This window comes from Streptomyces sp. NPDC002490 (genome assembly GCF_040296045.1).
Lineage (GTDB): Bacteria > Actinomycetota > Actinomycetes > Streptomycetales > Streptomycetaceae > Streptomyces.
In genome coordinates, this window is record NZ_JBEOWM010000054.1 from 24760 (window position 1) to 37918 (window position 13159).

Annotated in this window: 14 protein-coding genes; 6 read left to right on the forward strand and 8 right to left on the reverse strand. The window is 74.8% G+C overall.

Translation table 11 applies throughout. The features are described 5' to 3' along the window. Positions 1-49: 49 nt before the first annotated feature. The 7 genes from ABT092_RS26325 to ABT092_RS26355 all read right to left on the reverse strand — a co-directional run bounded on the left by ABT092_RS26325 (position 50) and on the right by ABT092_RS26355 (position 6977). On the reverse strand, positions 50-1030 hold the full coding sequence (locus tag ABT092_RS26325; protein ID WP_351248073.1) for a tetratricopeptide repeat protein: 981 nt from the start codon (positions 1028-1030) through the stop codon (positions 50-52). A 261-nt stretch (positions 1031-1291) separates the two neighbouring features. After that, the gene (locus ABT092_RS26330) at positions 1292-2581 is read right to left on the reverse strand and encodes an HD-GYP domain-containing protein (protein ID WP_502968507.1); all 1290 of its coding nucleotides are present in this window, start codon (positions 2579-2581) and stop codon (positions 1292-1294) included. After that, positions 2578-3948 carry an HD-GYP domain-containing protein gene (locus ABT092_RS26335; RefSeq protein WP_351248075.1) on the reverse strand — a complete coding sequence of 457 codons (1371 nt, stop codon included), beginning with the start codon at positions 3946-3948 and terminating at the stop codon, positions 2578-2580. Before ABT092_RS26335 ends, ABT092_RS26330 begins: the two co-directional genes overlap by 4 nt. A 200-nt stretch (positions 3949-4148) precedes the next feature. Next, the gene (gene rsrA, locus ABT092_RS26340; protein ID WP_351248077.1) at positions 4149-4475 is read right to left on the reverse strand and encodes a mycothiol system anti-sigma-R factor; all 327 of its coding nucleotides are present in this window, start codon (positions 4473-4475) and stop codon (positions 4149-4151) included. Beyond that, positions 4472-5137 (reverse strand): sigma-70 family RNA polymerase sigma factor, encoded by a 666-nt coding sequence (locus tag ABT092_RS26345; protein ID WP_351248101.1) that lies wholly within the window; start codon positions 5135-5137, stop codon positions 4472-4474. Before ABT092_RS26345 ends, rsrA begins: the two co-directional genes overlap by 4 nt. A 432-nt stretch (positions 5138-5569) precedes the next feature. Further along, entirely contained in the window at positions 5570-6208 is a 639-nt protein-coding gene (locus ABT092_RS26350) for an alpha/beta hydrolase family protein (protein WP_351248079.1), read from the reverse strand. Between the two features lie 46 nt (positions 6209-6254). Beyond that, positions 6255-6977 carry a M50 family metallopeptidase gene (locus ABT092_RS26355; protein WP_351248103.1) on the reverse strand — a complete coding sequence of 241 codons (723 nt, stop codon included), beginning with the start codon at positions 6975-6977 and terminating at the stop codon, positions 6255-6257. A gap of 49 nt (positions 6978-7026) precedes the next feature. Here ABT092_RS26355 and ABT092_RS26360 point away from each other — a divergent pair, with 49 nt between their 5' ends. From ABT092_RS26360 to ABT092_RS26375, 4 genes are all read left to right on the forward strand, one after another. Continuing rightward, on the forward strand, positions 7027-7842 hold the full coding sequence (locus ABT092_RS26360; RefSeq protein ID WP_351248081.1) for an SOS response-associated peptidase: 816 nt from the start codon (positions 7027-7029) through the stop codon (positions 7840-7842). A gap of 105 nt (positions 7843-7947) precedes the next feature. Beyond that, positions 7948-9312 carry a 3-phosphoshikimate 1-carboxyvinyltransferase gene (gene aroA, locus ABT092_RS26365; protein WP_351248083.1) on the forward strand — a complete coding sequence of 455 codons (1365 nt, stop codon included), beginning with the start codon at positions 7948-7950 and terminating at the stop codon, positions 9310-9312. 14 nt (positions 9313-9326) lie between these two features. Beyond that, positions 9327-10355: a ribosome small subunit-dependent GTPase A gene (gene rsgA, locus ABT092_RS26370; protein WP_351248085.1), complete on the forward strand. Its 1029-nt coding sequence runs from the start codon at positions 9327-9329 to the stop codon at positions 10353-10355. 132 nt (positions 10356-10487) lie between these two features. Further along, on the forward strand, positions 10488-10811 hold the full coding sequence (locus ABT092_RS26375) for a DMT family transporter (RefSeq protein WP_351248087.1): 324 nt from the start codon (positions 10488-10490) through the stop codon (positions 10809-10811). On the opposite strand, the gene ABT092_RS26380 is transcribed toward ABT092_RS26375, so the two are convergent. Continuing rightward, a complete protein-coding gene (locus ABT092_RS26380) occupies positions 10756-11388 on the reverse strand; it encodes a TetR/AcrR family transcriptional regulator (RefSeq protein ID WP_351248089.1) in 633 nt (210 codons plus the stop codon). The genes ABT092_RS26375 and ABT092_RS26380 overlap by 56 nt on opposite strands. Before the next feature lie 225 nt (positions 11389-11613). Between ABT092_RS26380 and hisN the strand changes: the two genes are divergently transcribed. Further along, entirely contained in the window at positions 11614-12414 is an 801-nt protein-coding gene (gene hisN, locus ABT092_RS26385; RefSeq protein WP_351248091.1) for a histidinol-phosphatase, read from the forward strand. 284 nt (positions 12415-12698) lie between these two features. Next, positions 12699-13100, forward strand: coding sequence for a CBS domain-containing protein (locus ABT092_RS26390; protein WP_351248093.1), 402 nt, complete (start codon positions 12699-12701; stop codon positions 13098-13100). The last annotated feature ends 59 nt before the right edge of the window (positions 13101-13159 follow it).

The window sequence follows — 13159 nt, forward strand, 5'->3', positions numbered from 1 at the left end:
GCACGCCCGGACGGGTCGCCCGCCGCGGGTGCCGGGAGGGGGGAGCCGGTCAGCACACCTCTTCCAGGTCGCGCCAGTCCCGGGTGTCCGGGCTGTCGGCGACCCAGCCGTCCAGCAGCCCGCGGACCAGCGGGGCGGGCGCCGCGATCCCGCACTCCCGCTCGCGCACCCAACTGCGCCCGGCGGTGCGGTGGCCCAAGGGGCCGGGCTGACCGGGTTCGCTGTGGTCGTGCGGGTCCAGGTGCTCGCCGTCGCCCTCGTCGCTGGGCATCCGGCTCTCGGAGCACGTCCGGCACAGCAGCCGCACCGACGAGGACCAGTCCTCGGCGGCGTAGCCGGCGTCGGCCGCGAGCCGCTCCAGGGCGTCCCGGTCCTCCTCGCCCTCCGCCTCCAGCAGGACCACCCAGGTCGGCACCGGCGAGGGCGCCCAGAGCTCGATCTCGTCGAAGACGGGGTAGGCGTGCCCCGCCTCCGTGGTGCGCTCCCCGTGCGGGACCCCGTCGTGCAGGACGACCTCGCCCCAGCGCCGCCCCGACGAGGGCAGCGGGATCGACAGCACCTCCAGCCGGGCCGGGTCCAGCCGCCGCCCCCACACCACCTCGGCCTCGCCCTCCGGCGAGAGCCGGACCGCGGCGCTGCCCAGTTCCATGCCGACCGGCTCGCCCGCCGCCCCGGACCGCCCCGGCACCTTCAGTCCGTACGCCTGCCAGGCCCGCCGGGCCAGCGGCCAGTCCTGGAGGGCCGTCGCCGCGATGCCCACGTTCCACCAGTCGGGCGCCCCGGTCTCCCGGTCCAGCAGGGCGACCGCCCGCAGCCCGGCGGCCCGGGCCTGCTCCCAGTCGTGCCGGAACTTGTGCAGCAGGGCCAGGTTGAACCAGGACTCCGAGAGCCAGGGCTCCAGGTCGGCGGCCCGGGTCAACAAGGCTCCGGCGTCCTCGTAACGACCGTCACCGATGAGCGTGAACGCCCGGTCCGTGGCCTGCCGCCAGGACGCCGAGGGCCGGTGCCGTCCCTTGCCGAAGATCCTCACGATTCCCGCCTGCCGTCCTCACGGGGGCGCGGACGTGCGCCCCGACCCCACCCTGCCAGGGCCAGCCGCCCCGGGACACCCTTCCCGCAGCGCCTTCGCCCGTCCTTCCGGTCCTGCTCCGATCGGGCCGGCGCCGCGCGGCCCGACCCCGCTCGGCTCCTTCCCCGGATCGCCGGTGCCACCCGAGCCCGGGCCAGGGCCGTACCGAGCGTTCCGGCCGTTCCCTTCGCATCCAACCACGACCGGTCTCACGGCCGCTCCTTACCGATGGGTTACCCGGCCGGCCCCGGTCGGTCCCCCGGCGGCCGTGGCGGTGGCCCTGGCCAGCACCCGGGCCAGGGCGGCGACCACCTCCGGATGGTGGTCCCGGCCGGTCGCCAGCCGCAGCCGCTCCAGGGCGGCGAGCGCGCCCCCGGCTCCGGCGGTGCGCACCATCTCGTCGTACGCGTTGGCGGTGCGGACGATCCGCGCGCTGAGCGGCTGCTCCCGGTAGGGGTCGGCCTGCGCCTCCACGATCAGCGCCACCTTCACGGCCACGCCCGTCTGGCGCACGACCGCGCCGCCCAGCAGGGCGATCCGCCGTTGCCGCCACGCCGGCAGCGAGGCGGTGGCGCCCCCCTCCACCGGGTCCACCAGCGAGAGCTGGCCGATGTCGTGCATCAGCGCCGCGTACTCCAGGGCCGTCCGCTCGGCCTGCGAGAGCCCCAGCTCACGGCCCATCGCCAAGCTCAGCGCCGCCACCCGGTGGGCGTGCCCGTGCGGGGTGTGGCCGGCGACCTCGGTGGCCCGGGCGAGCGAGGCGATCGTCTGCCGGTAGGTGCGCCGCACCCCGGCGCAGCGGTGCAGCGAGAGCTGGGCCAGCAGCAGCGGCAGCGCGAACACCGGCAGCGCCCACAGCCCCGCGACGGCGGCGGTGAGCGCCATGACCGCGCCGGTCGCGCAGACCGCCGAGCCGATCCGCGCCATGGCCCGCAGTTCGTCGCGGAGCAGCGGGCCGAACGGCCAGCCGGTCCGGGACCGGGCCAGTGCGGTGGCCACCACCGCGTCGCACAGCCCGGTCGCCACCAGCACCCCGACGATCCAGAGCGCGTACCACGGCCCGGGGTCCACCAGTTCGGCGAGGGCACCGGAGTTATACGGGGGTTGGAAGCAGGTCGCGGCGAACGCGACGCTGAGCACCCGGCGCGCGATGTCGACCGGGTCGGGTCCACGCCCCGCGAGCAGGTGCGGCACCCCGCCGAGCAGCCCCGCGGTCACCGTCACCGCGACCACCTGGGCGACCCCGTGGTGGGTGGCCGCGCCGGCGTTCTCGCCGAGCAGCGCGTAGGCCAGGGCCCCGGCCGAGGCCAGCGGTGCGGTCTCCCGTTCGCCCTCGACCGCCGCGCGCGAACGGACCAGCTCGCCGACGGCGATCAGCACGCCGAAGGCCAGGGCGGTGCCGCGTTCCTGCACCCCGTGCGCCAGCGTGCCGCCGATGCCCCAGAGGCCGAACAGCACGGCGGCGGCGAGCACCAGGACGCCGGTGCGGCCCGGGCGGCGCGGCGCGGTCACCGGGCGCTCCGGGAGGGCGGGACCTCGCCGGGCGGGGACCGGGGCGGGGGGACGGGCGGGTCGTCCGCGGTCACCTCCGGGTGCCAGCCGTGCCGGGCGAGCGCCCGGGCCAGGGCGGCGACCATCCGGGGGTCGAACTGGGCGCCCGCGCACCGTTCCAGTTCGGCGACCGCGGTGGGCACCGGGCGGGCGCGGCGGTAGGAGCGGGTGGAGGTCATCGCGTCGAAGGCGTCGGCGACGGCCACCACCCGGGCGCACTCGGGTATCCGGTCGCCGGCGAGCCCGTACGGGTAGCCGCTGCCGTCGACGCGTTCGTGGTGGTGGAGGATGGCCGCCCGGGCCTCGCCGAGGAAGCCGATGCCCCGGGTCATCTCGTGCCCGTACTCGGGGTGCAGTTCGATCACCCGGCGCTCCTGGGGGGTGAGGGGGCCGTCCTTGCGCAACAGGCGGGTGGGGACGCCGAGTTTGCCGACGTCGTGCAGGATGCCCGCCAGGCGCAGGGTCTCCACCCGGGCGTCGTCCAGGCCGAGTTCGCGGGCGATCAGGACGCTGGCCCGGCCGACGCGTTCGCTGTGGCCCCGGGTGTAGCCGTCCTTGAGGTCCACGGCCTGCACCAGGGCCCGTACGGTGGCCTGGTGGGCGGCGCGTTCGCGGTGGTACTGGGCGAACGACCAGCAGGACACGTACATCGGCAGCAGCACCAGCAGGGCGGCGACCGGCCCGTACGGGCTGCGCCACAGCACCGCCATCATCAGCCCGACCAGGCCGTGCACGCTGGCCGGGGCGAGGGTGGGCAGGAACCGTCCGCGCCAGGCCCGCCGGGCCGGGACCCGTTCGGCGAGGGCGAGCACCCCGCCGTCGAGCAGGGCGAGCACGGCGCAGAAGGCGGTGACGGCGCCGGCGACGGGCAGCAGCGCCCCGGGGACGTCGGGCCCGGACACCGCGCCGAGGGCGGCGGGGCCGCCGAGGAGGTGGTGGACCCGGGCCGCGGCCCAGGTCGCCAGGGTCAGCCGGGCCGCGGCCCAGCAGCGGCGGAGGCCGGCCGGGTGCCGTTCGGGGCGGCGGACCAGTGCACCGGGCACCGCCACCAGGGCGGCGGCGGCCGGAGACAGCAGAAACGCTCCGGCAAGGAGCACCGGGTAGAAGGCGCCGGTGCCCGGGGGCACCCGGCGGTCCCGGGCGGGTCCGTACGGGACCGCTTCGCTGCCCGCGTACAGCAGGGCGAGGAGGACCACGACCGTGAGCGGACCGCCCACCGGATGCGGGTCGTGCGCGGGGACGGTGAGCGCGGGCGCCGCGCAGAGGACCGCCAGGCAGGTCAGGCCGTACACGTACGCCCGACCCGCGACGGGTGTCGACGACCCCATCCACCGCTCCTCCCCCGGGCCCGGCCGTCAGGGCCGGGCCGCCCCCTCACAGGCCACGGAGAATAGGGGGCCGGGGGTGGCGGACGAGCGGTAATGCGGGATTCGCCGGGGCTCCCACCGGGGGATTAGCACGTTCGGGTGATATCACGCCGTGCTCTTGCCCAGCAGAGCGGGATGTGGACCCGCGGGGCGTACCGGGGTCAGACGCCCTCGGGGGAGGGCTTGGCGTCCTGGTCGGGCAGCGATCCGGACAGGGGCTCGGTCACGGTCTCGCCGGAGCGGATCAACTCGATCCGGCCCATGACCTTGGACCGGAGGTCGCTGGGGACGTCGTCGTGTCCGCAGCACCGCTTGACCAGCTTCTTCACCGCCTGTTCGAGCCCGTACTTCTCCAGGCACGGGGAGCACTCCTCGAAGTGCACCTCGAACTTGGTGCAGTCGCCCTCGGGCATCTCCCGGTCCAGGTACTCGTACAGGTGGTCGAGCACCTCGGTGCAGTCCGTCTCGTGCGGCTCTCCGCAGCTCATGAGCCCGAGCCTTTCGCTTCGTTCGCCTCTCCGGCACCGGCCGGGACGAGCCCGCGCTCGCGCGCGTAGTCCTCCAGCATGCCGCGCAGTTGGCGACGGCCCCGGTGCAACCGGGACATGACCGTACCGATGGGAGTCCCCATGATGTCCGCGATCTCCTTGTACGCAAAGCCCTCGACGTCCGCCAGGTAGACCGCGATGCGGAACTCCTCGGGGATGGCCTGGAGCGCCTGCTTCACGTCCGAGTCCGGCAGGTGGTCCAGGGCCTGCGACTCGGCGGAGCGCAGACCGGTGGACATGTGGGACTCCGCCCGCGCGAGCTGCCAGTCCTCGATCTCCTCGGCGGCGCTGCGCTGGGGCTCCCGCTGCTTCTTGCGGTAGGAGTTGATGAAGGTGTTCGTCAGGATGCGGTACAGCCACGCCTTGAGGTTGGTGCCCTCACGGAACTGGTGGAACGACGCGTACGCCTTGGCGTACGTCTCCTGCACCAGGTCCTCGGCGTCGGCCGGATTGCGCGTCATGCGCAGCGCCGCCGAGTACATCTGGTCGAGGAAGCCGAGCGCATCGCGTTCGAACCGGGCGTTGCGCTCCGTCGCCGTCTCCTCGGACCGCTCCTGATGGCCGTCGTCGGTCCCCGCGTCGGTCCCAGTGACCGGACCCACCTCCTCAAGCGCCGTGCCGGGGCCCGGTGCGGCCCCGTTCGCTTCGGAGAATAGTCGACCGCGGCCCGCGGGGGCGGTCCGGCGGGACGGGACGAGCGGCGCGAGCGGCGGCGTCCCCGGGGTCAGCGAGAGCTCCGGCGCCCCCGTCGGGCGGGCGTCGGCGCCCCTCGGCGACGGCAGTACCGACCAAGCCAGTCCGGCGGTACCGCTGCGGCTCGGGTGCGTGATCGAACCCATGCGACGCTCTCCCCATTCCCGTGGCGTTGCCCGGGGTGCGCACTGCGCTCCCGCGGGCTTCCCTGACGTTCCCTGCTCCGACCGTGCCGAGCGGCGGGTGCCCCGGGTGCTCCGGAGGCACGTGTGCCGTTCGCTGGTGTCAACAGCGCCCGGGCGCCCGGCATTCCCGACCGGCGGAACGGGCCGGGAAGCGGATCAACGGACCCGGGGCAGCCAGGCCGTGACCGCGTCGACCAGGACCCGCACCGCCTCCTCGGGGGTGACCGGAGCCCGTTTGGCCACCGCGAAGGAGTGGTCGCCGTGCGGGACCCCGACCAGGTCGTAGGGGCCGTCCGGGAACTCGTCGGGGCGTCCGAAGGGGTCGTTCGCCCCCTGGACCACCAGCGTGGGCACCCCGGTGCCCAGCAGTTCCTCGGCCCGGGAGCGCTCCGGCCGGCCCGGCGGGTGCAGCGGGAAGGCCAACGCCAGCACGGCCCGTGCGCCCAGCGCGTGCGCCGTGCGGCAGGCGACCCGCGCCCCGGCGCTCCGGCCGCCCGCGATCACCGGCGGCCCCTCGGCGACGAGCACGGGCCACAGCTCCCGCCAGGCGGCGTCCAGGCTCTTCGGGGCGGGGGCCAGCTTCTTGCCGGCGACCCGCCAGGGCTGCTCGACCAGGGCGACGGTGGTGCCCGAGCGGGGCAGTTCCCCGGCCAGGGCCAGCAGGTCGCGGGTGGCGGTGCCGGCGCCCGCGCCGTGGCCCAGCGCGAGCACCCGCTCGGGGCGGTCGCCCCGGTGCCAGTGGATCCGGGCCTCGCCCTGGGCGGTGGGGACGTTCTGCGAACGGTCAGCGGTCACCGGGCCATCCTCGCGGCTGCGGCGCCCGGCGGCGACGAGCGGCACGTCACAGGTGGAGCAACCAGCGGGTGCCCCCTATCAACGAGCACAGGGACACCGCGTGGAAGAGGAAGAGCCACAGCGCGGGCGGGACGTTGGTCAGCCGGGCGAGCTGGTCGGCGTCCGAGTCGGCGGCCCCGCCCCGGCGCCGCTTGGCCTGGAGCTCGAAGGCCGGACGCACGCCGCCCCACAGCAGGAACCAGACGACCGCGTACGCGAAGGCGGCCTGCACCTGGGGCCCGGCCACCCAGGAGACCAGGAGGAAGGTGCCGCAGGCCAGCACCACGGTGAGCACCCCGTAGGCGTTGCGGACCATCACCAGCAGCGCCAGCAGCAGGGCGGTGGCCAGCCACAGCAGCAGGGTGATGCGGCCGGCGCCGAGCAGCGCGGCACCGCCGAGGCCCAGCAGCGGGGGCGCGGTGTACCCGGCGGCGGCCGTGAGGATCATGCCGAGGCCGGTGGGCCTGCCCCGGCTGACGGTCAGTCCGGAGGTGTCCGAGTGCAGCCGGATGCCCTCCAGGCTGCGGCCGGTGGCCAGGGCCACCAGTCCGTGGCCGCCCTCGTGCGCGATGGTGACGGCGTTGCGGGACAGCCGCCACAGCGGGGGCCAGACGACCACCGCCAGGGCGGCGAGGGCGGTGGCGACCACGACCCAGGTGTCCGGCTCCGGCTGGATGCCGGTGACCCGGTCCCACAGGTCCGTGGGGCTGGCGTTGGCGAGCGGGTTCATGGTCGGAGCGGCTCCCTCGGCCGGGCGTCGGTCTGGCAGTGTGGCACGCATGTGCGGACGGTATGCGGCGAGTCGTGGCCCCGAGGACCTGGTGACCACCTTCGGGATCGAGTGGTGGGACCCCGAGGAGGCGCTCGCCCCGGATTGGAACGTGGCCCCCACCAAGGAGGTCCACGTCGTACTGGACCGCCCTGTGAAGGACGCCGGCGACCCGCGTCCGGTTCGCCAGTTGCGACGACTGACGTGGGGACTCGTCCCGTCCTGGGCGAAGACGCCCGAAGGCGCCGCCCGCATGATCAACGCACGGGCCGAGACCGTGCACGAGAAGCCCTCGTTCCGACGGCCCTTCGCCGCCCGCCGCTGTCTGGTGCCCGCCGACGGCTACTACGAGTGGGTGACCGAGGCCGCCGAGCGGGACCTGGAAGTGGAGGGCCGCCGCAAGCGCCCCCGCAAGCAGCCGTACTTCGTGACCCCGGCGGACGGATCGGTGTTCGCGATGGCCGGGCTGTACGAGTTCTGGCGCGACCGGACGCTGCCCGACGACCACCCGCGGGCGTGGTGGGCGACCTGCGCCGTGGTGACCACCGAGGCGGAGACCACCCCGTTGGCCGAGGCCCCCGCCGAGGGCCCGACCTCCCTCGCCGACATCCACCCCCGGATGCCGCTGATGCTCACCCCGGACCGCTGGGACGCCTGGCTCGACCCCGGCCGCACCCACCCGGACGAGGTACGGCCCCTGCTCGCCCCTCACCCGCCCGGGCTGGTGCGCGCCCACCCGGTGTCCACCGCGGTCAGCAACGTCCGCAACAACGGCCCCGAACTGCTGACCGAGCTGGACGGGCCCGAGGAGGCCACCCTCTTCTGAGCCGCTCCGCCGGGCGGGGCACACCGGCCGCCCCGCCCGTTACCAGCGGGTTTCGGCCCAGGTGTACGGGAACCCCGGGTGCGGGCAGCCACTAAGGTTGACGACATGACCGAGACTGCCGCGCACCCCGCCCTCTGGCCCGCCCCGCACGCGAGCGGAGCCGTCACCGCGACGGTCCAGGTACCCGGTTCGAAATCGGTCACCAACCGCGCCCTGGTGCTCGCCGCCCTGGCCGCCGAGCCGGGCTGGCTGCGGCGTCCGCTGCGCTCCCGGGACTCCCTGCTGATGGCGTCCGCCCTGCGGGCGATGGGCGTGGGCATCGAGGAGACCGTGTCGTCGTTGTCCTCGTCGCCTTCGTCGCCCTCGGGTGCCTCCGGCTCCCCGGACCCCGCCGGCGGCGAGGCGTGGCGGGTGATCCCCGCGGGGCTGCGCGGCCCGGCCACCGTGGACGTGGGCAACGCCGGCACCGTGATGCGCTTCGTCCCGCCGGTGGCGACCCTCGCGGACGGCCCGATCCGCTTCGACGGCGACCCCCGCAGCTACGAGCGCCCCCTGCACGGCGTGATCGACGCGCTGCGCGCGCTGGGCGCCCGGATCGACGACGAGGGACGGGGCGCGCTGCCGCTCACCGTGCACGGCAGCGGCGCCCTGGAGGGCGGCCGGGTCGAGGTCGACGCCTCCTCGTCCTCCCAGTTCGTGAGTGCGCTGCTGCTGTCGGGGCCCCGGTTCAACCAGGGCGTGGAGGTCCGGCACGTGGGCGGTGCACTGCCGTCGATGCCGCACATCCGGATGACGGTGGACATGCTGCGCCGGGCCGGAGCCCAGGTGGACGCCCCCGAGTCGGGGGGCGAGCCGAACGTGTGGCGGGTCACCCCGGGCGCGCTGCGCGGGGTGGACCTGACGATCGAGCCCGACCTGTCGAACGCCCAGCCCTTCCTGGCCGCGGCACTGGTCACCGGGGGCCGGGTCGTCGTCCCGGACTGGCCGGCGCACACCACGCAGCCCGGAGACCGGTTGCGGGAGATCTTCACCGAGATGGGCGGTTCCTGCGAACTGACCTCCGAGGGCCTGGTGTTCACCGGCTCTGGGAAGGTCCACGGCATCGACGTGGACCTGAGCGAGGTCGGCGAGCTGACCCCGGGCATCGCGGCGGTCGCGGCCCTCGCCGACTCCCCCTCGACCCTGCGCGGGGTGGCCCACCTGCGGCTGCACGAGACGGACCGGCTGGCCGCGCTCACCCGGGAGATCAACGCCCTGGGCGGTGACGTCACCGAGACCGCGGACGGGCTGGAGATCCGCCCCCGTCCGCTGACCGGGGGCACCTTCCACACCTACGACGACCACCGGATGGCGACCGCCGGCGCGGTCATCGGTCTGGCGGTGCCGGGCGTGGTGATCGAGAACGTGGCGACCACCGCGAAGACGCTGCCCGACTTCCCCGCGTTGTGGGCCGGGATGCTCGGGAACTGACGGACGGCACGATCATGCGTCGCTACGGCAAGCACACCGACGAGGACGACATCCGGGTCCGCCCCAACCGCAAGGGCAACCGGCCGCGCAGCACGCTGCGGCCCAAGCACGAGGACGCGGCGGACGGCATGGTGCTGACCGTGGACCGGGGGCGGTTGACGTGCCTGGTCGAGGGCCGGACCGTGGTGGCGATGAAGGCCCGGGAGCTGGGCCGCAAGGCGGCGGTCGTCGGGGACCGGGTCTCCCTGGTGGGCGACCTGTCCGGGACCAAGGACACCCTGGCGCGGATCGTGCGGATCGCCGCGCGCTCCTCGGTGCTGCGGCGCACGGCCGACGACGACGACCCCTACGAGCGGGTGGTGGTGGCCAACGCCGACCAACTCGCGATCGTCAGTGCGCTGGCCGATCCGGAACCCCGGCCCCGGCTGATCGACCGCTGCCTGGTGGCCGCCTACGACGGCGGGCTGGAGCCGCTGTTGATCCTCACCAAGGCGGACCTCGCCCCGCCGGGCCCGCTGTTGGAGACCTACGAGGCGCTCGGCGTGCCCTACGTGGTGACCTCCCGCGAGGAGTTGACGGACGGCCAGGCGGCCGGGCGGGTGCACGCCCTGCTGGACGGCAAGGTCACCGCGTTCGTGGGGCACTCCGGGGTGGGCAAGACGACCCTGGTGAACGCCCTGGTCCCCGAGGAGCGACGGCGCACCACGGGACGGGTGAACGCGGTGACCGGGCGCGGCCGGCACACCACCACCTCGGCGCTGGCGCTGCCGCTGGCCGGGGCGGCGGAGGGGACGGGGCTGACGGGGTGGGTGATCGACACTCCGGGCGTGCGGTCCTTCGGGCTGAACCACGTGGACCCGTCCCGGGTGATCCACGCCTTCCCGGACCTGGAGCCGGGCACGGTGGACTGTCCGCGGGCGTGCAGCCACGACGAGCCCGACTGCGCCCTGGACGACTGGGTCGCCGGCGGGCACGCGGACCCGGCGCGGCTGTACTCGCTGCGGCGGCTGCTGTCGGTCCGGGAACGCCACGAGGGCGACTGAGCCGACCCGGGGCCCCCGGGTTTGCGGGACCGCCGCCCAGGTAAAGGCATAGCCGGTACGGACACACACGCACGAGTCCGCACCAAGCCTGACGAAGCGGTCACGGCACGCGGGGACAGCGGGAGGCATCGCATGGCGTGGCTGCTGGTGATCGTCGCCGGAGTGCTGGAAACCGGCTTCGCGGTCTGCCTGAAACTCTCCCACGGCTTCACCCGGCTGTGGCCCACGATCGCGTTCGCCGCCTTCGCCCTGGGGAGCTTCGGCCTGCTGACCCTGGCGCTGAAGCGGTTGGACGTGGGCCCCGCCTATGCGGTGTGGACCGGGATCGGGGCGGCCGGGACCGCGATCTACGGGATGGTCTTCCTGGGCGACCTGGTGTCCGCGATGAAGATCGTGTCCATCAGCCTGGTGATCGCCGGGGTGATCGGGCTCCAACTGTCGGGATCCGCGCACTGAGTTCGGGGTCCAGCGCCGCGCGGACCAGTTCCGCCGTGGCACCCCGGGGCGGTGGGGCCAACAGGCAGGAGAGGGCCAGCCGGAGGGCGACCTCGGCGGAGCGGGCCACCTCGGCGCGGCCGTCCGGGGCGCCCGGGGGCGCCAACGCGGCGGCGGCGCGGTCGCGGACCCGGTGCAGCAGCTCCTGGGGGGAGGGCAACGGCGGGGGCGGCGGGCCGGCGGCGGGCAGGGCGGCGAAGGCCTCGGCGGGCAGCCACGCCCCCCAGGTCCCGGTGAGCGCGGAGCGCACCAGGGCGTTGCCGCGAGCGGCGGTGACCAGCCATTCGGCGAGCGCCGCCAACCGGTCGGCCGGGGTGCCGGGGCGGGCCAGGGCCGGGTCGACACCGGCGAGGTAGCCGTCGATCTCGCGGTGGACGAGGGCCCGGGCGACCCCGTCCTTGCTGCCGAACTCGTTGTAGAGCGTCTGGCGCGAGACCCGGGCGGCGGCGGCCACGTCGGCCATCCGCACCGCGGACCAGGGGCGCCGGGCGAGTGCGGCCCCGGCGGCGTCGAGCAGCGCGCCGCGCGCTGTGGTCATCCTCGCGCCCTTCTGGCGGTGACATCGATGTCAGACGTGCGGCTCGGCGGGGTCGGCCCGCACGCACCCCCGAATGGGGTGGACCCGCTGCCAGCGTTGACGGCGCCACCGGTGGTGTCAAGGTCCTGACCGGGCGCTCCGCCCGGCGGCTCGGCCCCTGCGGGGCCGTCCCGGTGCGCGGACGGCCGGTGGCCCCGGCCGGGTGCCGGTCGCTACTGTTCGGCCATGCCCGACTACCACGATGACCTGCGGTTGGCCCATGTGCTGGCCGATGCCGCCGACGCCGCGACCATGGACCGGTTCAAGGCCCTCGACCTGAAGGTCGAGACGAAGCCGGACATGACCCCGGTGACCGAGGCGGACCGGGCGGCCGAGGAGTTGATCCGGGGCCAGTTGCAGCGGGCCCGCCCCCGGGACGCGGTCCTGGGCGAGGAGTACGGCATCGAGGGCACCGGCCCGCGGCGCTGGGTCGTCGACCCGATCGACGGCACCAAGAACTACGTCCGCGGGGTCCCCGTGTGGGCGACGCTGATCGCGCTGATGGAGGCCGGGGAGGGCGGGTTCCAACCGGTGGTCGGCCTGGTGTCCGCCCCCGCGTTGGGTCGGCGCTGGTGGGCGGCGAAGGGGCACGGGGCGTTCACCGGGCGGAGCCTGGCCTCGGCGTCCCGGCTGCGGGTCTCCCGGGTGTCGCGGCTGGCCGACGCCTCGTTCGCGTACTCCTCGCTGACCGGCTGGGAGGAGCAGGGGCGCCTGGACGGCTTCCTCGACCTGACCCGTGCGGTGTGGCGGACCCGCGCCTACGGCGACTTCTGGCCGTACATGATGGTCGCCGAGGGCTCGGTGGACATGTGCGCGGAGCCGGAGCTCTCCTTGTGGGACATGGCCGCGAACGCGGTGATCGTGACGGAGGCGGGCGGCACGTTCACCGGCTTGGACGGCCGGCCGGGGCCGCACAGCGGCAACGGGGTGGCGTCCAACGGGCCGCTCCACGACGAGCTGTTGGGGTACCTCAACCAGCGCTACTGAACCGGCGGACGGAGCGGTCGCGTTCCCGGTCGCTTCCACGGGTCGCGGGGAGGCGGTCCCGGGGAAGCCGGCGCCCCGGTCCGGCCGATCGCCACTCAGCGTCACCACACGCAAAAGATCGATCACTCAACGTGGCCGAATCGTGATCCTTCGAGCCCCTTTTGCCCACCCGTGCCCCCTTGTTGGCCCGGACGGCGGCTGCCACCCTGAGAGTCCCCCTATTTGTGAACTTGTGAATTCCTTCTCAAGGGGGGTCCGGAGAAAACAGGAGGTGGCTTTCGACCATGCTCGTCCGCGACGCCATGAGCACGGTGGTCCTCACCATCGGCCCGGCGCACACCCTGCGCAGGGCCGCTTCCCTGATGTGGGCCCGCCGCGTCGGCGCGGCCGTCGTCCTCGACCCCGACACCAGCGGACTCGGCATCCTGACCGAGCGCGACATCCTCGTCTCCATCGGTCTGGGGCAGGACCCCGACCGGGAGACCGCCGGCACCCACACCACGACCGACGTGGTCTTCGCCGCCCCGGAGTGGACCCTCCAGGAGGCGGCCGAGGCCATGGCCCACGGCGGCTTCCGCCATCTGATCGTGCTGGGTGACCGGGACCCCATCGGTGTCGTCTCGGTCCGCGACGTCCTGCGGTGCTGGGCACCCGCCCGGCGCCGGGCGGCCAGCCCGGTCGGCTGAGCCGACGGCGCACGAACGGTCAGAGCGCCCGCTTCGACCGGTGGCTGTCGCCCCTCTTG